The organism is Streptomyces glaucescens (assembly GCF_000761215.1).
GTDB classification, from domain to species: Bacteria; Actinomycetota; Actinomycetes; order Streptomycetales; family Streptomycetaceae; genus Streptomyces; species Streptomyces glaucescens_B.
This window is the reverse complement of sequence record NZ_CP009438.1, coordinates 4,579,271-4,596,393: the sequence shown is the minus strand read 5'-3', so window position 1 is coordinate 4,596,393 and position 17,123 is coordinate 4,579,271. Positions and strand designations below refer to the sequence as shown.

Below are 17,123 nucleotides of genomic sequence, written 5' to 3'. Positions count from 1 at the left end.
GTCACTCACGTCAACCGGTTACGTACACAACAGTACGGCCGTGGCACCCCTCGGGGCGCCACGGCCGGTACCGCATCGGACGGCTACGCGCCGTCGCCGTCACGCTTCAGCGCCTCCATGGCGCGTCCCGTGACCTCGTCCACCGCACCCAGCGCGGAGATGGTGACGACCAGCCCCTGCGCCTTGTAGTAGTCGATGATCGGCTCGGTCTGCGTGTGGTAGACCTCGAGCCGCTTGCGGACCGTGTCCTCGGCGTCGTCGTCACGCTGGTACAGCTCACCGCCGCAGACGTCGCAGACGCCCTCGGTCTTCGGCTTGCTGTACGTGACGTGGAAGACGTGGCTGGAGTCCTTGCGGCAGATCCGCCGGCCGGCGATCCGCTTGACGACCTCGTCCTCCGGGGCCTCCAGGTCGAGCACCGCGTCCAGCCGCATGTCCTCGGTGGTGAGCAGCTCGTCCAGCGCCTCGGCCTGCGACACGTTGCGCGGGAAACCGTCGAGGAGGAAGCCGTTCTCGGCGTCCGGCTGCTCCATGCGGTCCTTGGCCATCGCGATCGTGACCTCGTCCGGCACCAGGTTGCCGGCGTCCATGTAGGACTTCGCGAGCTTGCCGAGCTCCGTCTGCCGGCTGATGTTGGCGCGGAACAGGTCGCCCGTGGAGATGTGCGGGATCGACAGCTTCTCGGCAAGGCGCGTGGCTTGCGTTCCCTTACCGGCACCCGGCGGCCCGACGAGGACGATTCGCATCAGCGGAGGAACCCTTCGTAATTGCGCTGCTGGAGCTGGCTCTCGATCTGCTTCACCGTCTCGAGTCCGACACCCACGATGATCAGGATGCTGGTCCCGCCGAACGGGAAGTTCTGGTTTGCACCGAAACCGGCCAACGCCATTGTCGGCACGAGAGCGATCAGACCCAGATACAGCGAACCCGGCCAGGTGATCCGGTTGAGCACGTAGGACAGGTACTCAGCGGTCGGTCGGCCAGCCCGGATGCCCGGGATGAAGCCACCATACTTCTTCATGTTGTCCGCGACTTCCTCGGGGTTGAACGAGATCGCCACGTAGAAGAACGCGAAGAAGACAATCAGGAAGAAGTAGATCGTGATGTGAACCGGCGCGGCGGTGTCCGCGAGATTGTTCTGGATCCAGCTCGCCCAGCCTGACGTGGAGTTGGAGAACTGCACGATCAGTGCCGGGATGTAGAGCAGCGACGACGCGAAGATGACGGGAATCACACCGGCCTGGTTGACCTTCAGCGGGATGTACGTCGACGTCCCGCCGTAGGACCGGCGGCCGATCATGCGCTTCGCGTACTGGACGGGAATCCGGCGCTGGGCCTGCTCGACGAAGACCACCAGGCCGACCATGAACAGGCCGACGAGGATCACGGTGCCGAATTCGATCCAGCCGTCGGCCAGGGAGCCCTGCTGCTTGATGGCCCACAGCGCCGACGGGAAGGTGGCGGCGATCGAGATGAACATCAGGATCGACATGCCGTTGCCGATGCCGCGGTCGGTGACCAGCTCGCCCAGCCACATGACGACGGCGGTGCCGGCGGTCATCGTGATGACCATGGTGACGGTCACGAAGATGGACTGGTCCGGGACGATCTCCGAGGCCACCGGGCAGCCGTTGAAGAGGGCGCCGCTGCGGGCGGTGGCCACCAGGCCGGTGCCCTGGAGGACGGCGAGCGCCACGGTCAGGTAGCGGGTGTACTGCGTGATCTTCGCCGTGCCGGTCTGCCCCTCCTTCTTCAGGGCTTCCAGGCGCGGGATCACCACCGTCAGCAGCTGGAGGATGATGCTCGCGGTGATGTACGGCATGATGCCCAGCGCGAAGATCGTGATCTGCAGCAGTGCGCCGCCACTGAACATGTTGACCAGACCGAAGAGACCCTGGTTGCCCTTGGCCACGTCGATACAGGTCTGGACGTTCCGGTAGTCGACACCCGGGATCGGGATGTGCGTACCGATCCGGTACACCACGATGATGCCGAGCGTGAAGAGCAGCTTCTTGCGCAGGTCGGGCGTCTTGAACGCCCGGGCGAACGCGGTGAGCACGGTGCCTCCTGCGACCCCCGCGCATCTGCGTCAAGGGTGACGGTCTTGAGGTTCGACGAATACGTAACGGTCAACTCTCGCCCGGAGTGCCCGGCGTGCGGCACCCGGTGAAAGTTGGCAGTGCAGGCCACCTTACCGGCGAGACTGCCACCCAAGGAACGACCAACCGGGGATACCCCATTTGTGGGGTATCCCCGGTCGGGATCGCTCAAGTCATCGAGACGCCTGATGGACTCAGACGAGCTCGGTGACGGTACCGCCGGCGGCGGTGATCTTCTCCTTGGCGGAGCCGGAGATGGCGTCGACCGTCACCTGCAGCGCCACGGAGATCTCGCCCTGGCCGAGCACCTTGACGAGGCTGTTCTTGCGAACGGCACCCTTGGCGACGAGACCCTCGACGGTGACCTCGCCACCCTCCGGGTACAGCGCGGCCAGCTTGTCGAGGTTCACGACCTGGTACTCGGTCTTGAACGGGTTCTTGAAGCCCTTGAGCTTCGGGAGACGCATGTGGAGCGGCATCTGGCCACCCTCGAAGCTCTCCGGAACCTGGTAGCGGGCCTTGGTGCCCTTGGTACCACGACCGGCCGTCTTACCCTTCGACGCCTCACCACGACCGACACGGGTCTTGGCGGTCTTGGCGCCCGGGGCGGGACGGAGGTTGTGGATCTTCAGCGGGTTGTTCTCCGCCATGATCAGTCGACCTCCTCGACCGTCACGAGGTGGCGGACGGTGTGCACCATGCCGCGGAACTCGGGGCGGTCCTCCTTGACGACCACGGTGTTGATCCCCTTGAGACCAAGCGACCGCAGGGTGTCACGGTGGTTCTGCTTGCTGCCGATGTAGGACTTGACCTGCGTGATCTTGAGCTGCGCCATGATTACGCACCCACCCCGGCACGCGCACGCAGCAGGGCCGCGGGAGCGACGTCCTCGAGCGGCAGACCACGGCGGGCCGCGATCTCCTCGGGACGCTGCAGGCCCTTGAGGGCCTCCACGGTCGCGTGCACGATGTTGATGGCGTTGTCGGAGCCGAGCGACTTCGACAGCACGTCGTGGATACCGGCGCACTCGAGCACGGCACGCACCGGACCACCGGCGATCACACCGGTACCGGGCGACGCGGGCTTGAGCAGCACGACGCCGGCAGCCTTCTCACCCTGGATGGGGTGCGGGATGGTGCCCTGGATACGGGGGACCTTGAAGAAGTGCTTCTTGGCCTCCTCAACGCCCTTGGCGATGGCGGCCGGCACCTCCTTGGCCTTGCCGTAACCGACACCCACGGTGCCGTCACCGTCGCCCACCACGACCAGCGCGGTGAAGCTGAAGCGACGACCACCCTTCACAACCTTGGCGACGCGGTTGATCGCGACAACGCGCTCAACGTACGCGGTCTTCTCGGCGGCAGCAGCGCCGCCGTCACGGCCCTTCCGGTCCCGCCGCTCGCCGCCACCGGCACCGCTTCCGCGGCGCTGGGGTCCAGCCATTGGATTACCTCTCTCTTTCCGCTAGCTACAAGCGGCTCAGAACTTGAGCCCGGCTTCGCGGGCGGCGTCCGCCAGGGCGGCGATGCGCCCGGCGTACTGGTTGCCACCACGGTCGAACACGACGGCCTCGACACCGGCGGCCTTGGCACGCTCGGCGACCAGGGCGCCGACCTTCTTGGCCTGCGAGGACTTGTCCTCGGCACCGCGGATCGACGCGTCCAGGGAGGACGCCGACGCCAGGGTGTGGCCCTTCAGGTCGTCGATCACCTGCGCCACGATGTGGCGGTTGGAGCGGGTCACGACCAGACGGGGGCGCTCGGCGGTACCCGAGATCCGCTTCCGGATCCGGATGTGACGGCGCTTGATCGCGGCGCGCTTGTAGGCGTCGCCCTTGAGGATCTTCTGCCCGTATGCCATGGCTTACTTACCCGCCTTTCCGACCTTGCGGCGGATGACTTCGCCCTCGTACTTGACGCCCTTGGCCTTGTACGGGTCGGGCTTGCGCAGCTTGCGGATGTTGGCCGCGACCTCGCCGACCTTCTGCTTGTCGATGCCCTCGACCGAGAAACGGGTCGGGGTCTCCACCTTGAAGGTGATGCCCTCGGGGGCCTCGACGACGATCGGGTGGCTGTAACCGAGCGCGAACTCGAGGTTCGAGCCCTTGGCGGTCACGCGGTAACCGACACCGCTGATCTCGAGCTTCTTGACGTATCCCTGGGTCACACCGGTGATCATGTTCGCCACCAGCGTGCGGGACAGGCCGTGCAGGGCCTTGCTCTGCCGCTCGTCGTTCGGGCGCAGCACCTGAAGGGTGCCGTCCTCGCCCTTAGCGATGTCGATCGGCGCGGCAACGGTGTGGGTCAGCTCGCCCTTGGGGCCCTTGACCTTGACCGTACGGCCGTCGATGGTGACGTCCACGCCGGCGGGAACCGGGATGGGGAGCTTGCCGATGCGCGACATAGCTGTTTCCTCCGTTCCCTTCCGTTACCAGACGTAGGCGAGGACTTCCCCACCCACGCCCTTCTTCTGCGCCTGCTTGTCGGTCAGCAGACCGTGCGACGTGGAGATGATCGCCACGCCCAGGCCGCCGAGGACCTTCGGCAGGTTGGTGGACTTCGCGTAGACCCGGAGACCGGGCTTCGAGATCCGCTTGATGCCCGCGATGGAGCGCTCACGGTTCGGACCGAACTTCAGCTCGAGGACGAGGTTCTTGCCGACCTCGGCGTCCTCGACCTTCCAGCCCGTGATGAAGCCCTCCTGCTGGAGGATCTCCGCGATGTGAGACTTGATCTTGGAGTGCGGCATCGACACCGAGTCGTGGTACGCCGAGTTCGCGTTACGCAGACGAGTCAGCATGTCTGCGATCGGATCAGTCATGGTCATGAATTGGCCTGTGGCCTTTCTCGCCGGGGTTTCCTATATGCGCCATCCCTCTCCCCATACCGGGACGGGACGGGTGCGGCGCGGGGACCTACGGCGTAGTAAGCAATCATTCAGCGGACAGGCGTCCGCGGGCGATCCAGGGCGGCAGAGCCCAACCCCACCAGCCTACGGCATGAGGGTGCTGGGCCCTGCCGGCCCGGTTGCTTACCGAGAGGTCCAGGTGTCCCGAATTACCGGGATTACCAGGAGCTCTTGGTCACGCCCGGCAGCTCGCCACGGTGAGCCATCTCACGGAGGCACACGCGGCAGAGGCCGAACTTGCGGTAGACGGAGTGCGGACGACCGCAGCGCTGGCAGCGGGTGTAGCCACGCACACCGAACTTGGGCTTGCGAGCAGCCTTCGCGATGAGAGCCTTCTTCGCCATCTCGCTCACGCCTCCTTGAACGGGAAGCCGAGGTGACGGAGGAGCGCGCGGCCCTCTTCGTCGTTGGTCGCCGTGGTGACCACGGTGATGTCCATACCCCGGACGCGGTCGATCTTGTCCTGGTCGATCTCGTGGAACATGACCTGCTCCGTGAGACCGAAGGTGTAGTTGCCACGGCCGTCGAACTGCTTGGGGGACAGGCCGCGGAAGTCGCGGATGCGCGGGAGCGCCAGCGACAGGGTGCGGTCCAGGAACTCCCACATGCGGTCGCCACGGAGCGTGACGTGGGCACCGATCGGCTGACCCTCGCGCAGCTTGAACTGCGCGATGGACTTGCGGGCCTTGGTGACGGCCGGCTTCTGACCGGTGATGGTGGTCAGGTCGCGGATCGCGCCCTCGATCAGCTTCGAGTCACGGGCGGCGTCGCCGACACCCATGTTGACCACGATCTTGACGAGGCCGGGAACCTGCATGACGTTCTCGTACTTGAACTCGTCACGCAGCTTGCCCGCGATCTCCTCGCGGTACTTCGTCTTCAGACGCGGAGTGGTGGTGGTAGCCATCAGATGTCCTCACCCGTCCGCTTGGCAACGCGGATCTTGTTGCCCTCTTCGTCGAAGCGGTAGCCGACACGCGTGACGACCTTCTTGCCGTCCTTCTCCACGACCAGCTGGACGTTGGAGACGTGGATCGGCGCCTCGGTGGTCACGATGCCGCCGGCCTGGGAACCGCGAGCGGTCGGACCGGCCTTGGTGTGCTTCTTGACCCGGTTGACACCCTCGACCAGGACGCGGTCCTCGCGGGGGAAGGCCGCGATGACCTTGCCCTGCTTGCCCTTGTCCTTACCGGTGATGACCTGGACCAGGTCGCCCTTCTTGATCTTCATGCTTACAGCACCTCCGGCGCGAGCGAGATGATCTTCATGAACTTCTTCTCGCGCAGCTCACGGCCGACCGGGCCGAAGATGCGGGTGCCGCGAGGGTCGCCGTCGTTCTTCAGAATGACGGCGGCGTTCTCGTCGAAGCGGATGTACGAGCCGTCCGGACGGCGGCGCTCCTTGACGGTGCGAACGATGACCGCCTTGACGACGTCACCCTTCTTCACGTTGCCACCGGGGATCGCGTCCTTGACGGTGGCGACGATGACGTCACCGATGCCCGCGTAGCGGCGACCGGAGCCACCGAGCACACGGATGCAAAGGATCTCCTTCGCACCAGTGTTGTCGGCGACACGCAGTCGCGACTCCTGCTGGATCACGTCTATCTCCTGATCGTCTGCCGGTTCCCGGCAGGGGCCTCAGTCACGAGGACCCCTGCCGAGCCTGGCGGAACTGACCTGCGGGGGTTGGTCCCGCAGGAATTACTTGGCCTTCTCGAGGATCTCGACGACGCGCCAGCGCTTCGTCGCGGACAGCGGCCGGGTCTCCATGAGGAGGACGCGGTCGCCGACACCCGCGGCGTTCTGCTCGTCGTGCGCCTTGAGCTTGTTGGTACGGCGGATGACCTTGCCGTACAGCGCGTGCTTGACGCGGTCCTCGACGGCGACGACGACGGTCTTGTCCATCTTGTCGCTGACGACGAGACCCTCACGGGTCTTGCGGAAGCCGCGCGCCTCGGTGTTCTGCTCAGTCACGTTGTTCTCGCTCATGCGTTCTCCACCGTTTCGATGCCCAGCTCGCGCTCGCGCATCAGGGTGTAGATCCGCGCGATGTCCTTACGGACGGCCTTCAGCCGGCCGTGGTTCTCGAGCTGACCCGTCGCCGCCTGGAAGCGGAGGTTGAACAGCTCTTCCTTGGCCTCGCGGAGCTTCGCCAGAAGCTCCTCGTTGCCCAGCTCGCGCAGCTCGGACGCCTTGGTACCGGCCGACATCACGCTTCACCTGCCTCGCGCTTGACGATCCGGCACTTCATCGGCAGCTTGTGGGCCGCACGGGTCAGCGCCTCACGGGCGATCTTCTCGTTGGGGTACGACAGCTCGAACATCACACGTCCGGGCTTGACGTTGGCGACCCACCACTCCGGCGAACCCTTACCGGAACCCATGCGGGTCTCGGCCGGCTTCTTGGTGAGGGGGCGGTCCGGGTAGATGTTGATCCAGACCTTGCCGCCACGCTTGATGTGGCGGGTCATCGCGATACGAGCCGCCTCGATCTGGCGGTTCGTCACGTAGGCCGGGGTCAGCGCCTGGATGCCGTACTCGCCGAACGCAACCTGCGTTCCACCCTTGGACATACCGTTGCGCTTCGGGTGGTGCTGCTTGCGGTGCTTGACCCTACGGGGGATCAGCATGACGGTCAGGCCTCCGTTCCGGTGCTCTCAGCCGGAGCGGCGGCGGGAGCCTCGGCCTTGGGGGCCTCGGCACCGGCAGCCTGCTGCGGCTTGCGACCGCGCCGCTCGCCACCACGGCCACCACGGGCCGGGCGGTCGGCGCCACCGCGGGCCGGGCGGTTGCCCGCACGGGCGGCGGCGTTCTCGGCGCGGACCTCGGCGATGTTCTTGACGTCGCCCTTGTAGATCCAGACCTTCACACCGATGCGGCCGAAGGTCGTCTTGGCCTCGAAGAAGCCGTAGTCCACGTTCGCGCGGAGCGTGTGCAGGGGCACACGGCCCTCGCGGTAGAACTCCGAGCGGGACATCTCGGCGCCGCCGAGGCGGCCACCGCACTGGATCTTGATGCCCTTGGCGCCGGCCTTCATGGCGGACTGCATGCTCTTGCGCATGGCCCGGCGGAAGGAGACGCGGGAGGACAGCTGCTCGGCGACGGCCTGGGCCACCAGCTGAGCGTCCGTCTCCGGGTTCTTGACCTCGAGGATGTTCAGCTGGACCTGCTTGCCGGTCAGCTTCTCCAGGTCGCCGCGGATGCGGTCGGCCTCGGCGCCGCGGCGGCCGATGACGATGCCGGGACGCGCGGTGTGGATGTCGACGCGGACGCGGTCACGGGTGCGCTCGATCTCCACCTTCGAGATGCCGGCGCGCTCCATGCCGGACGTCATCATCCGACGGATGGCGACGTCTTCCTTGACGTAGTCCTTGTACAGCTTGTCGGCGTACCACCGGGACTTGAAGTCCGTGGTGACACCGAGCCGGAACCCATGCGGGTTTACCTTCTGGCCCATTACCGGGTTCCTTCCTTGCTGGCGACGACCACGGTGATGTGGCTGGTCCGCTTGCGGATCCGGTAGGCACGGCCCTGGGCGCGCGGACGGAACCGCTTCAGGGTCGGGCCCTCGTCGACGTAGGCCTCAGCGATGTAGAGGCTGTCGACATCGGTGTGGTCGTAGTTGTGCGCGGCGTTGGCGATGGCGCTGTCGAGCACCTTGCCGACCGGCACGGAGGCAGCCTGCGGAGCGAATCGCAGGACCGCCTGAGCCTCCGTGGCGTCCATGCCACGGATAAGGTCCACCACGCGGCGGGCCTTCATGGGCGTGACGCGGATGTACCGCGCCTGGGCCCTGGCTTCCATGGTTGTCCCTTCAGTTACTTACGTGTCTGAATGCGATCCGCTGCTAGCGGCGCTTCGACTTCCGGTCTTCCTTGACGTGACCCCGGAAGGTGCGCGTCGGCGAGAACTCGCCGAGCTTGTGGCCGACCATCGACTCGGTGACGAACACCGGGATGTGGGTCTTGCCGTTGTGCACCGCGAGCGTGTGGCCGAGCATGGCCGGCACGATCATCGAGCGACGGGACCAGGTCTTGATGACGTTCTTGGTGCCGGCTTCGTTCTGGGCGTCCACCTTCTTCATCAGGTGGTCGTCGACGAAGGGCCCCTTCTTCAAGCTACGAGGCATCTCAACCCGTCCTTAGCGCTTCTTGTTCGTCTTGCGGCGGCGGACGATGTACTTGTTCGACGCCTTCTTGGGCGAACGAGTACGGCCTTCCTTCTTGCCCCACGGGGAGACCGGGTGGCGGCCACCGGAGGTACGACCCTCACCACCACCGTGCGGGTGGTCGACCGGGTTCATGACCACACCACGGACGGTCGGGCGAACGCCCAGCCAGCGCTTGCGGCCGGCCTTACCCCAGTTGATGTTGCTCTGCTCGGCGTTGCCGACCTCGCCGACGGTGGCGCGGCAGCGCACGTCGACCAGGCGGATCTCTCCGGACGGCATGCGGAGGTGGGCGTAGGCGCCCTCCTTCGCGAGCAGCTGCACGGAGGCACCGGCGGAGCGGGCGAACTTGGCACCGCCACCGGGACGGAGCTCGATCGCGTGGATCGTGGTACCGACCGGGATGTTGCGGAGGGCCAGGTTGTTGCCCGGCTTGATGTCGGCCCCGGGACCGTTCTCGATGCGGTCGCCCTGCTGCAGGCCGCGCGGCGCGAGGATGTAGCGCTTCTCGCCGTCGGCGTAGTGCAGCAGCGCGATGCGCGCCGTGCGGTTGGGGTCGTACTCGATGTGCGCGACCTTCGCCGGCACGCCGTCCTTGTCGTGACGACGGAAGTCGATCACGCGGTAGGCGCGCTTGTGGCCACCACCCTGGTGGCGGACGGTCACACGACCGGCGTTGTTACGGCCGCCCTTGCTGTGCAGCGGGCGGACCAGCGACTTCTCCGGCGTGGACCGCGTGACCTCGACGAAGTCGGCGACGCTGGCGCCACGACGGCCAGGAGTCGTCGGCTTGTACTTGCGGATACCCATTTCTCAGTCCTCGTCCGATATCGGACGATCCTGACCTCCGTTAGGAGGTCGGACCGCCGAAGATGTCGATACGGTCGCCCTCGGCGAGGGTCACGATCGCGCGCTTGGTGGCGGCACGCTGGCCGAAGCCCGTGCGGGTCCGCTTGCGCTTGCCCTGGCGGTTGATCGTGTTGACCCCGGTGACCTTGACCTCCCAGACCGTCTCCACGGCCTGCTTGATCTGGGTCTTGTTGGCCCGCGGGTCGACGATGAACGTGTACTTGTTCTCGTCGAGGAGCGCGTAGCTCTTCTCGGACACGACCGGCTTCAGCAGGACGTCACGGGGGTCCGTGTACGACTTGCTCGCCGGGGTGACGACGGTGTTCTTGCCCTCGGCGGCGTGGCGACGCGCCTTGGCGACGCGCGCGGCCTTGGCGGCCTTGGCGGCCTTGGAGGCAATGGCGGGGTGACGGATAGCCATCAGGCCTCGCTCCCTTCGGTGTCAGCAGCCTTCGGGCCGGACACGAAGGACTCGAAGGCGGCCTTGGTGAAGACCACGTCGTCGGAGACGAGAACGTCGTACGTGTTCAGCTGGCCCGGCTCCAGGATGTGGACCTGGGGCAGGTTGCGGGCGGACAGCCACGCGGCCTCGTCGGAGCGGTCGACGACCAGGAGCAGGTTCTTGCGCTCGCTGATCTTGCCGAACAGGCTCTTCGCGGCCTTCGTGGAGGGGGTCTCGCCCTCGACCACGCCGGTGACGACGTGGATGCGGTTGTGACGCGCCCGGTCGGTGAGGGCGTGACGCAGAGCGGCAGCCTTCATCTTCTTGGGCGTGCGCTGCGAGTAGTCGCGCGGCACGGGACCGTGCACGACGCCACCACCGGCGAACTGCGGCGCGCGGGTCGAACCCTGACGGGCGCGACCGGTGCCCTTCTGGCGGTACGGCTTCTTGCCACCGCCGCGGACCTCGCCACGGGTCTTGGTCTTGTGCGTGCCCTGACGGGCAGCGGCCAGCTGCGCGACGACGACCTGGTGGATCAGCGGGACGCTGACCTTCTCAACGCCGAAGATCTCCGAGGGGAGCTCGACGGTACCGGCCTTGTCGCCCGCCGGCGAAAGGATGTCAACAGTGCTCATCGGTTACCTCAGGCCCCCTTGGCCGCGGTGCGGACCAGGACGAGGCCGCCGTTCGGACCGGGAACCGCGCCCTTGATGAGCAGCAGACCCTTCTCCGCGTCAACGGCGTGGACGGTCAGGTTCTGGGTGGTGACCCGCTCGTTGCCCATGCGACCCGCCATGCGGAGGCCCTTGAACACGCGGCCCGGGGTGGCGCAGCCACCGATGGAACCGGGCGAGCGGTGCTTGCGCTGGGTGCCGTGTCCGGCGCCGAGGCCACGGAAGTTGTGGCGCTTCATGACACCGGCGAAGCCCTTGCCCTTGCTCTTGCCGGTCACGTCGACCTTCACGCCGGCCTCGAACACCTCAGCGGTGATCTCCTGGCCGAGCGTGTACTCGGAGGCGTCCGACGTGCGGATCTCGACGAGGTGACGACGGGGGGTGACGTCGGCCTTGGCGAAGTGGCCCTTGAGGGGCTTGTTCACCTTGCGCGGGTCGATGTCGCCGAAGGCGATCTGGACGGACTCGTAGCCGTCGACGTCGTTCGTACGGACCTGGGTGACGACGTTGGGCCCGGCCTTGACGACGGTGACCGGAACAACACGGTTGTTCTCGTCCCACACCTGCGTCATACCGAGCTTCTCGCCCAGGATGCCCTTGATCTGCTTAGCCATTCTCAGCCCACCAGCCTCAGAGCTTGATCTCGATGTCGACACCGGCCGGGAGGTCGAGTCGCATCAGAGAGTCAACGGTCTTGGGGGTCGGGTCGAGGATGTCGATCAGGCGCTTGTGCGTGCGCATCTCGAAGTGCTCGCGCGAGTCCTTGTACTTGTGCGGCGACTTGATGACGCAGTACACGTTCTTCTCAGTGGGCAGCGGCACCGGGCCCGCGACCGACGCACCAGTACGCGTCACCGTCTCGACGATCTTCTTCGCCGAGCTGTCGATGACCTCGTGGTCGTAGGCCTTGAGCCGGATGCGGATCTTCTGTCCCGCCATGGCTACTTCGTAGTCCTGTCTCTCTTCCGCTCTGGAACCCGGTGTTCCCAGCACTTCCTCCGACCCACGCGGTCGGGCGTGTCGCGCTCCCGCTGACACAGATGTCCCTTGTTCGAACATCCCTGCGGGGAATGCACACGGCCCTACCGGAACCGCAAGCCGGGGACGAAAGGCCCACCGGGTGCCTGGCCGGTGCCGCACCGACGCTTCCCGGAAGATTCCCGTACGTCCGCCCCTGATCAGGGGCGACGAGTACTGTGGGACTCGCTTCCGGTCCTCCCGGCGGGAGGCGCGCAGCATCAACACTCGACCGAGCAACTCGGACAGTCTGCCACAAGCGACCGGCCGGACGCCAATCGAGTCGAGGAGAATACCCCGAGCGTGACGCAGGTCAAACACCTGACACCCTTGACGGTCATGACCATGCAGGACACCACGCGTTCCCGGCTCCGGCTCGCCTACGACTCGCGCTGAGCTGCGAGACCCGCCTGACGGAGCTGCCGGACCGCCTGGAGCCGCCGTCCCGGTCACTGGGCGCGACGGCGCGCCGGCGCTGCACACCATGACCCTCAGCTACACCTACGACGGACTCCTCGCGGAACTGCGCAAGCCCCTCTTCGAGTCCTACGTCACCGAAGTCACCGCGCGTCGCGGCTGCACCGCGGTGAAGCTGCCGCCGGAGTCGGCCTACCGGGACTGGCCGGCGTACGCCACGAACCCGGCCCAGGCGGCGGGGGTCAGGGCGAGCTGAGGTCCACGGGTGTTCTTGGAGTCGCGGACGTGGACGGTGTGGGGGGTTATGGCTATCTCGACGCAGCTGTCGCCCTCGGGGCCGTCACTGTGACTGCTCTTGAACCACACCAGCGCCGAAACCGGACCGGCAGCGGTTTCGCGGATCATGTCTCTCCCAGCAGTTGCTCGATGAAGGCCAGCGACTCCCGCGGCGGGAGAGCCATCGCCCGGATGGTGCTGTATCGCAGCTCGAGAATGCGCAGGTGTTTCGGCTCGGACGTAGGGCGTCCGTTGAACGCCCCGTCGGAACGGCCGACCGCCGTGCCGTCCTCGAACTTCAGCACCTCGATCTTGCCGCTCAGCCCCGGGTGGGCGCCGGAGGCGGTCGGCATCACCTGCAGGGTGACATTCCGCAACTGGGCGGTCTGCAGCAGGTGTTCGAGCTGCTGACGCCAGACCATTGTGCCTCCGACCTGCCGCCGCAGCGTCACCTCTTCCTGAACGAAACTGAGCATCGGCATCGGCGACCGTTCGAAGATCGCCTTGCGGCCCATCCGGGCAGCAACCAGCCGCTCAAGCTGTTCCTCCGCGTAGGCGGACTGCGACACCTCGAACAGGGCGCGCGCGTGTGCCGGTGTCTGCAGCAGGCCGTGGATGCTCAGCCCGACGTACACCCCCAGTTCCACCGCCCTGGCCTCCAGCTCGGCCAGTTCCCGGACCCTCCTCGGGTACCGGACCTTGGCCACGTCCTCCTTCATCGCGGCCAGCAGACCCCCCGCGCTCAGCACCTCGTCCGCCCTGTCCAGGAACTCGGACCGGGGGATGCGCTTCCCTGCCTCGATCTTGTAGACCATGTCCTCGCCGTACCCGACCGCCGTCGCGAAGTCGGCGGCCCGCATGCCCACCGCCTCGCGCCGCAGCCTCAGCTGGCGCCCCACCGTGGCGACGACCGCGAGACCCCACTCGTCGTCCGGCTCGACCTCCCAGCCGGGCTCGTCCGCCTCGCCGTCGCCGCTCCCCGGCCCGGCGTCACTGCCGACCGCCCCCATGCCGTGCCCCTCCGTTCCACCGCCCCCGACGGGCCGTGACCCTGCGTATCGGTCTGCTCACTCACCACGGTAGGCGGAAGCGGCCATGCCGAGTGACGCGAACCAGCGAATCGCTGCCGCGACCCTCGGTGGACACGGCCGGACACCAGCCAGGGCGGCGGCACTGGAAGCGCGCGTCAGCCGCAGCCCAGCGTCTTGACGGTGGCCGGGAAGTAGGCGCGCATGAACTGCTCAAGACTGGAACGGTGGGCATCGGCCGTCACGTTGACTCCCTCAAGCAGAACAGAGAGGGTGAAATACGATCCCGCGCTCGTCTTGCAGGAAGTGGTGGAGATGACCCCAGTGTTTCCGACCACTGACCGGGCCCCTGGAAATGCCACACGCTGAGGGAGTTCGAGCTGTGAGACGGATGACGGGGAATTGGCGATTTCCAGTGGGTCGACCCGGTCCGAATGCCAGGCGTACCGCAATCCGATGGCTTCTTCACCATTCGCGTAGACGACGCACCAAGCGGAAGGCCTGGGATTCCCACGCTCCACATCGTCGTCCACGGTGACTTTCCCATCCGGCGGAAGCAACGGCCGCAGCAGTTCCGGACTGATCCGCGTCCCACAGAGGGACTCAGGAAGCCTCGGCGTCTCACTCCGGCCGGTCAGCCACCATCCGCCCACGGCCAGAAGACCGACTGCGACGAGGGGCGCCACAATGCGCGATACACGCTTCACCGGGCCCCCCTCATACCGGAAACACCCTGCGCGTGCCAAACCCCAGCCGCTGCTGCCTGCTCAATATGATCAGCCGGATCATATTGCGTCCCAGTGCCTTCGCGAGTACGACGCCATTCGTCTGCCAAAGCGATCAGCTGGCCGTTCCGCTTCTTGTACTGGGCAGCGCTTTCATCGGCAGCCTGATCATCCAGTCTCCTCTGCTCATCGGCCAGCCACTGCTCGGTGACGTAGTCGAAGCCTTGCTGCACTGGGCCCGAAACAACAGGAATGTAGCCGATTGCCTCGTCGAAGAACGGCTTGGCCGCGAATTCCGCTGCCTTGGGGTCACCCTGTGCCTGGCCTCGCGCCTCTTCCAGGAAACCGAGCGTTCTCCCCGCCCGGGTCAGCGGCTCCTTGGAATCCGCCGGGGCCCCGTCGTGAATGTCGGCGACCATGGCTCGGTTCAAGCCCCCGTTGAGCGTGCCGTAGGAGTCCGGGTCCTTGGACAGTTGCTTGGTGACCTCGAAGAGGTCGGTCTGGTCGAGTGGTGAGGCGGCCATGTCGATGTTGCTCATCGACTTGTGGACGGTGTCACCGTGGTTGATCAGGATGTTGGCCATCGGTTGCCGCAGAGCCGCCGGGAGGTCGTCGCCGGTGTCCGCGAGGTGGGTGATCGCCGACTTCAGCACCGCCTCGTTCTGCTTCGTGTGCTCCACGTAGCGGGGGTTCTCGGCCGAGGGGTCGATGCCCGTCGCGGCGGCCTGGAGGGCCGCTCCGAAGCCGGCCCGGGTGTCGGCGTCCTCGCCCGGGGTGTACGTGCCGGCCTTCGCACCCTCGTGTTCGTGGAGGGTGACGTCCCAGTCCCGCTCCTTGACGAGGTACTGCATGCGGTCACCGGAGCCGAGGTAGCGGGCCGCCGCGTCCGGGTCGTGGCTCATGATGCCGAGCATCCCGTCCACCGGGTCGTTGGCGAACCAGCCGCCGCCCTTTCCGGCGTACTCGTGCTTCAGCTGCCAGACACCGGGGTCCTTCTTCTCCGCGGCGATCATGTCGTCGGTGAGGTCACCGAGCATCTCGGGCGCGTACCCGTGGCCCTTCTGCATGAGGGTGACGAGGGACTGGTAGCCGACGGCCTTGTCGAGGCGCGCGCCCTGGACGTCGGTGGCGTGCCGTTCGACGCCGGCCTCGCGCATGTCCTCGCGCCAGTCGTCGTACCACGGGGACGTGGTGTCCCTGGTCGCCGAGACGAGGGCGTTGGCCAGGCCGGTCTCGATCGTGGAGTAGTCGCGGACGCGGTCCCCGCCCCGCACGTGGATCAGGTCGTTCAGCTCGTTGGTGAGCCTGATGGTGCCGGTGGCTCCGAGGCCGTCGAGGAGTGTCCGGGAGAACGCGGGGTCGTCGCCGTTGTCGCGGAACGCCCGCCTGAGCTCGGCGAGCTCCTTGTCCGTGAGGCGGTCTCCCCTGCCGAGCTTCTTCAGTGCCTCCTCGGCAGCCTGGCCCTCGTACTTCTCGACATCGCCCTGCGCCTCGCCGTTGAAACCGCGGCCACCGGCGATGACGCTCTCGTCGATCACCACCGCCTGGAGAGCGATCCGCACGCCGGCGTCCGCGTCCGCGACGTCCTGGACGGCCTTGTTGATGCGGTCCTGCCAGGACTGGACGGCTTCCCGGTACCCGGGGTCATGGTGCACGGCCCTGCGCTCGGCCTCGGACATGCGCTCGATGTCCAGGCTGACGAGCCCCTGGTCGGAGACCTTCATCCCGGCGTCGACGGCCTCCTGCCGTGCCGTCCTCAGCCGGCCCCGCAGCTCCACGAACTGCGTGTGGGCGTCGCGCAGCAGACCGGCGACGGCCTTGGCCTCGGTCTGGGCGTACCGGAACTGCTTGAGGGTGATGTCGAAGCGGGCGTTGGCCGCCTCCGCGCTGAGGCCCACCCAGGTGGTGCCCATGGAGATGCCGTGCACGTCCCGCTCGTAGGCCCTCTCCTGCTTGGCGAACTCCCCCGCCATGCCGTCCCAGCTCTTCGCGGCGGTCGTGAGCGCGGAGAGGTCGGTCGTCATGATCTCGTGATAGGTGGGCACGACCGGTCACCGCCCCTGGGAGTACGTGTCGAAGACCGAGATCTGCTGTGCGGCCCCGCGCACCGTGAGATCGGAGCCGACCAGCGTCGTGTTGGCCCGCCGCAGGGCGTCCTTCTCCGAGCCGAGCCGGTCGAGCAGGTTCTTCACCTGGTCGCCCCAGGTCTCATGGGCCTTCTTCAGGGCCGCCGACGTGTCCCAGCCGTCACCGTCCTTCGGCCCGAACGCCTTCACCGCGCTCGCCGTGTCCACGTCCGCGTGCCGTCCCGCCTTCGCGGTGTCCGGCTCGATGCCGTCCTCGATGGCCCTGGCCGCGGCCCTCTTCTCGGCCGGCGAGGAGGCGACGTCCTTGCGCCCGCCCGACGGACCGGTCCCTCCCTGGTCGGCTGGAAGCTGGTTCAGCCTCGTCTCCGTCACCGCTCCGCCGCCTCCCCGTTGGCGTCCCGCCCAGCGTGCTCGCTGACGTCGTACCGATCAG

Annotated in this window: 29 protein-coding genes; 1 reads left to right on the top strand and 28 read right to left on the bottom strand. The window is 66.8% G+C overall.

The features are described 5' to 3' along the window. Positions 1–83 precede the first annotated feature (83 nt). From SGLAU_RS19990 to rpsJ, 23 genes are all read right to left on the bottom strand, one after another. On the bottom strand, positions 84–746 hold the full coding sequence (locus tag SGLAU_RS19990) for an adenylate kinase (protein WP_043503337.1): 663 nt from the start codon (positions 744–746) through the stop codon (positions 84–86). After that, positions 746–2,059, bottom strand: coding sequence for a preprotein translocase subunit SecY (gene secY, locus SGLAU_RS19985; protein ID WP_043503335.1), 1,314 nt, complete (start codon positions 2,057–2,059; stop codon positions 746–748). Before secY ends, SGLAU_RS19990 begins: the two co-directional genes overlap by 1 nt. 234 nt (positions 2,060–2,293) lie before the next feature. Next, the gene (rplO, locus tag SGLAU_RS19980) at positions 2,294–2,749 is read right to left on the bottom strand and encodes a 50S ribosomal protein L15 (protein ID WP_043503334.1); all 456 of its coding nucleotides are present in this window, start codon (positions 2,747–2,749) and stop codon (positions 2,294–2,296) included. Positions 2,750–2,751: 2 nt separating this feature from the next. Then, positions 2,752–2,934 carry a 50S ribosomal protein L30 gene (rpmD, locus tag SGLAU_RS19975; RefSeq protein WP_003998814.1) on the bottom strand — a complete coding sequence of 61 codons (183 nt, stop codon included), beginning with the start codon at positions 2,932–2,934 and terminating at the stop codon, positions 2,752–2,754. A gap of 2 nt (positions 2,935–2,936) precedes the next feature. Next, a complete protein-coding gene (gene rpsE, locus SGLAU_RS19970) occupies positions 2,937–3,542 on the bottom strand; it encodes a 30S ribosomal protein S5 (RefSeq protein ID WP_014674381.1) in 606 nt (201 codons plus the stop codon). A 36-nt stretch (positions 3,543–3,578) separates the two neighbouring features. Beyond that, a complete protein-coding gene (gene rplR, locus SGLAU_RS19965; protein ID WP_043503333.1) occupies positions 3,579–3,959 on the bottom strand; it encodes a 50S ribosomal protein L18 in 381 nt (126 codons plus the stop codon). A 3-nt stretch (positions 3,960–3,962) separates the two neighbouring features. Continuing rightward, complete coding sequence (rplF, locus tag SGLAU_RS19960) at positions 3,963–4,502, bottom strand: 50S ribosomal protein L6 (protein ID WP_043503332.1); 540 nt, start codon at positions 4,500–4,502, stop codon at positions 3,963–3,965. Between the two features lie 24 nt (positions 4,503–4,526). Then, a complete protein-coding gene (rpsH, locus tag SGLAU_RS19955; protein WP_043503329.1) occupies positions 4,527–4,925 on the bottom strand; it encodes a 30S ribosomal protein S8 in 399 nt (132 codons plus the stop codon). Between the two features lie 239 nt (positions 4,926–5,164). After that, the gene (locus SGLAU_RS19950) at positions 5,165–5,350 is read right to left on the bottom strand and encodes a type Z 30S ribosomal protein S14 (RefSeq protein WP_003948630.1); all 186 of its coding nucleotides are present in this window, start codon (positions 5,348–5,350) and stop codon (positions 5,165–5,167) included. A gap of 5 nt (positions 5,351–5,355) precedes the next feature. Further along, complete coding sequence (gene rplE, locus SGLAU_RS19945) at positions 5,356–5,913, bottom strand: 50S ribosomal protein L5 (RefSeq protein WP_014674377.1); 558 nt, start codon at positions 5,911–5,913, stop codon at positions 5,356–5,358. Beyond that, the gene (gene rplX, locus SGLAU_RS19940) at positions 5,913–6,236 is read right to left on the bottom strand and encodes a 50S ribosomal protein L24 (protein ID WP_009327082.1); all 324 of its coding nucleotides are present in this window, start codon (positions 6,234–6,236) and stop codon (positions 5,913–5,915) included. Before rplX ends, rplE begins: the two co-directional genes overlap by 1 nt. A gap of 2 nt (positions 6,237–6,238) precedes the next feature. Continuing rightward, positions 6,239–6,607 carry a 50S ribosomal protein L14 gene (gene rplN, locus SGLAU_RS19935; protein ID WP_003998823.1) on the bottom strand — a complete coding sequence of 123 codons (369 nt, stop codon included), beginning with the start codon at positions 6,605–6,607 and terminating at the stop codon, positions 6,239–6,241. 102 nt (positions 6,608–6,709) lie between these two features. Then, positions 6,710–6,997, bottom strand: a complete 288-nt coding sequence (gene rpsQ, locus SGLAU_RS19930) for a 30S ribosomal protein S17 (RefSeq protein ID WP_020941675.1) — start codon at positions 6,995–6,997, stop codon at positions 6,710–6,712. Then, positions 6,994–7,218 carry a 50S ribosomal protein L29 gene (gene rpmC, locus SGLAU_RS19925; RefSeq protein ID WP_007494763.1) on the bottom strand — a complete coding sequence of 75 codons (225 nt, stop codon included), beginning with the start codon at positions 7,216–7,218 and terminating at the stop codon, positions 6,994–6,996. The genes rpsQ and rpmC overlap by 4 nt, the downstream gene beginning before the upstream one ends. After that, positions 7,218–7,637 (bottom strand): 50S ribosomal protein L16, encoded by a 420-nt coding sequence (gene rplP / locus SGLAU_RS19920; protein WP_029380975.1) that lies wholly within the window; start codon positions 7,635–7,637, stop codon positions 7,218–7,220. Before rplP ends, rpmC begins: the two co-directional genes overlap by 1 nt. 5 nt (positions 7,638–7,642) lie before the next feature. Beyond that, positions 7,643–8,464, bottom strand: a complete 822-nt coding sequence (gene rpsC, locus SGLAU_RS19915; RefSeq protein WP_014674374.1) for a 30S ribosomal protein S3 — start codon at positions 8,462–8,464, stop codon at positions 7,643–7,645. Further along, the gene (gene rplV, locus SGLAU_RS19910; RefSeq protein WP_043503326.1) at positions 8,464–8,811 is read right to left on the bottom strand and encodes a 50S ribosomal protein L22; all 348 of its coding nucleotides are present in this window, start codon (positions 8,809–8,811) and stop codon (positions 8,464–8,466) included. Before rplV ends, rpsC begins: the two co-directional genes overlap by 1 nt. A 43-nt stretch (positions 8,812–8,854) precedes the next feature. Beyond that, complete coding sequence (gene rpsS / locus SGLAU_RS19905; protein ID WP_030233885.1) at positions 8,855–9,136, bottom strand: 30S ribosomal protein S19; 282 nt, start codon at positions 9,134–9,136, stop codon at positions 8,855–8,857. Between the two features lie 12 nt (positions 9,137–9,148). Beyond that, positions 9,149–9,985: a 50S ribosomal protein L2 gene (rplB, locus tag SGLAU_RS19900; protein WP_043503324.1), complete on the bottom strand. Its 837-nt coding sequence runs from the start codon at positions 9,983–9,985 to the stop codon at positions 9,149–9,151. 40 nt (positions 9,986–10,025) lie between these two features. Further along, positions 10,026–10,445, bottom strand: coding sequence for a 50S ribosomal protein L23 (gene rplW / locus SGLAU_RS19895; protein ID WP_043503322.1), 420 nt, complete (start codon positions 10,443–10,445; stop codon positions 10,026–10,028). Continuing rightward, on the bottom strand, positions 10,445–11,101 hold the full coding sequence (gene rplD / locus SGLAU_RS19890) for a 50S ribosomal protein L4 (protein ID WP_043503320.1): 657 nt from the start codon (positions 11,099–11,101) through the stop codon (positions 10,445–10,447). Before rplD ends, rplW begins: the two co-directional genes overlap by 1 nt. An 8-nt stretch (positions 11,102–11,109) precedes the next feature. Next, entirely contained in the window at positions 11,110–11,754 is a 645-nt protein-coding gene (gene rplC / locus SGLAU_RS19885) for a 50S ribosomal protein L3 (RefSeq protein ID WP_043503318.1), read from the bottom strand. Positions 11,755–11,770: 16 nt separating this feature from the next. Further along, positions 11,771–12,079 carry a 30S ribosomal protein S10 gene (rpsJ, locus tag SGLAU_RS19880; RefSeq protein WP_003948644.1) on the bottom strand — a complete coding sequence of 103 codons (309 nt, stop codon included), beginning with the start codon at positions 12,077–12,079 and terminating at the stop codon, positions 11,771–11,773. A gap of 562 nt (positions 12,080–12,641) precedes the next feature. Between rpsJ and SGLAU_RS35290 the strand changes: the two genes are divergently transcribed. Next, positions 12,642–12,830 (top strand): hypothetical protein, encoded by a 189-nt coding sequence (locus SGLAU_RS35290; protein ID WP_043503316.1) that lies wholly within the window; start codon positions 12,642–12,644, stop codon positions 12,828–12,830. On the opposite strand, the gene SGLAU_RS33770 is transcribed toward SGLAU_RS35290, so the two are convergent. The 5 genes from SGLAU_RS33770 to SGLAU_RS35950 all read right to left on the bottom strand — a co-directional run bounded on the left by SGLAU_RS33770 (position 12,767) and on the right by SGLAU_RS35950 (position 17,062). Then, positions 12,767–12,979 (bottom strand): DUF397 domain-containing protein, encoded by a 213-nt coding sequence (locus SGLAU_RS33770; RefSeq protein WP_078957796.1) that lies wholly within the window; start codon positions 12,977–12,979, stop codon positions 12,767–12,769. The genes SGLAU_RS35290 and SGLAU_RS33770 overlap by 64 nt on opposite strands. Then, positions 12,976–13,860 (bottom strand): helix-turn-helix domain-containing protein, encoded by an 885-nt coding sequence (locus tag SGLAU_RS19870; RefSeq protein WP_043503315.1) that lies wholly within the window; start codon positions 13,858–13,860, stop codon positions 12,976–12,978. The genes SGLAU_RS33770 and SGLAU_RS19870 overlap by 4 nt, the downstream gene beginning before the upstream one ends. A gap of 176 nt (positions 13,861–14,036) precedes the next feature. Further along, on the bottom strand, positions 14,037–14,411 hold the full coding sequence (locus SGLAU_RS35285) for a hypothetical protein (protein WP_159072793.1): 375 nt from the start codon (positions 14,409–14,411) through the stop codon (positions 14,037–14,039). Positions 14,412–14,581: 170 nt separating this feature from the next. Continuing rightward, positions 14,582–16,627 carry a hypothetical protein gene (locus SGLAU_RS19865; protein ID WP_244315241.1) on the bottom strand — a complete coding sequence of 682 codons (2,046 nt, stop codon included), beginning with the start codon at positions 16,625–16,627 and terminating at the stop codon, positions 14,582–14,584. 27 nt (positions 16,628–16,654) lie between these two features. Further along, entirely contained in the window at positions 16,655–17,062 is a 408-nt protein-coding gene (locus tag SGLAU_RS35950; RefSeq protein ID WP_208868926.1) for a hypothetical protein, read from the bottom strand. Between the last annotated feature and the right edge of the window lie 61 nt (positions 17,063–17,123).

Coding starts and splice junctions, on each gene's coding strand:
- rpsS (WP_030233885.1), bottom strand. CDS start 9,136: ATGCCTCGTAGCTTGAAGAAGGGGCCCTTCGTCGACGACCACCTGATG.
- rpsC (WP_014674374.1), bottom strand. CDS start 8,464: ATGGGCCAGAAGGTAAACCCGCATGGGTTCCGGCTCGGTGTCACCACG.
- rpsJ (WP_003948644.1), bottom strand. CDS start 12,079: ATGGCGGGACAGAAGATCCGCATCCGGCTCAAGGCCTACGACCACGAG.
- rplE (WP_014674377.1), bottom strand. CDS start 5,913: ATGGCTACCACCACCACTCCGCGTCTGAAGACGAAGTACCGCGAGGAG.
- rplF (WP_043503332.1), bottom strand. CDS start 4,502: ATGTCGCGCATCGGCAAGCTCCCCATCCCGGTTCCCGCCGGCGTGGAC.
- rplR (WP_043503333.1), bottom strand. CDS start 3,959: ATGGCATACGGGCAGAAGATCCTCAAGGGCGACGCCTACAAGCGCGCC.
- rplV (WP_043503326.1), bottom strand. CDS start 8,811: ATGGAAGCCAGGGCCCAGGCGCGGTACATCCGCGTCACGCCCATGAAG.
- rplX (WP_009327082.1), bottom strand. CDS start 6,236: ATGAAGATCAAGAAGGGCGACCTGGTCCAGGTCATCACCGGTAAGGAC.
- rplB (WP_043503324.1), bottom strand. CDS start 9,985: ATGGGTATCCGCAAGTACAAGCCGACGACTCCTGGCCGTCGTGGCGCC.
- rpmC (WP_007494763.1), bottom strand. CDS start 7,218: ATGTCGGCCGGTACCAAGGCGTCCGAGCTGCGCGAGCTGGGCAACGAG.
- rplP (WP_029380975.1), bottom strand. CDS start 7,637: ATGCTGATCCCCCGTAGGGTCAAGCACCGCAAGCAGCACCACCCGAAG.
- SGLAU_RS19870 (WP_043503315.1), bottom strand. CDS start 13,860: ATGGGGGCGGTCGGCAGTGACGCCGGGCCGGGGAGCGGCGACGGCGAG.
- rplD (WP_043503320.1), bottom strand. CDS start 11,101: ATGAGCACTGTTGACATCCTTTCGCCGGCGGGCGACAAGGCCGGTACC.
- rplO (WP_043503334.1), bottom strand. CDS start 2,749: ATGGCGGAGAACAACCCGCTGAAGATCCACAACCTCCGTCCCGCCCCG.
- SGLAU_RS19865 (WP_244315241.1), bottom strand. CDS start 16,627: ATGACGACCGACCTCTCCGCGCTCACGACCGCCGCGAAGAGCTGGGAC.
- rplC (WP_043503318.1), bottom strand. CDS start 11,754: ATGGCTAAGCAGATCAAGGGCATCCTGGGCGAGAAGCTCGGTATGACG.
- rplW (WP_043503322.1), bottom strand. CDS start 10,445: ATGGCTATCCGTCACCCCGCCATTGCCTCCAAGGCCGCCAAGGCCGCC.
- rpsE (WP_014674381.1), bottom strand. CDS start 3,542: ATGGCTGGACCCCAGCGCCGCGGAAGCGGTGCCGGTGGCGGCGAGCGG.
- SGLAU_RS19950 (WP_003948630.1), bottom strand. CDS start 5,350: ATGGCGAAGAAGGCTCTCATCGCGAAGGCTGCTCGCAAGCCCAAGTTC.
- SGLAU_RS35290 (WP_043503316.1), top strand. CDS start 12,642: ATGACCCTCAGCTACACCTACGACGGACTCCTCGCGGAACTGCGCAAG.
- rpsH (WP_043503329.1), bottom strand. CDS start 4,925: ATGACCATGACTGATCCGATCGCAGACATGCTGACTCGTCTGCGTAAC.
- SGLAU_RS33770 (WP_078957796.1), bottom strand. CDS start 12,979: ATGATCCGCGAAACCGCTGCCGGTCCGGTTTCGGCGCTGGTGTGGTTC.
- SGLAU_RS19990 (WP_043503337.1), bottom strand. CDS start 746: ATGCGAATCGTCCTCGTCGGGCCGCCGGGTGCCGGTAAGGGAACGCAA.
- rpmD (WP_003998814.1), bottom strand. CDS start 2,934: ATGGCGCAGCTCAAGATCACGCAGGTCAAGTCCTACATCGGCAGCAAG.
- rpsQ (WP_020941675.1), bottom strand. CDS start 6,997: ATGAGCGAGAACAACGTGACTGAGCAGAACACCGAGGCGCGCGGCTTC.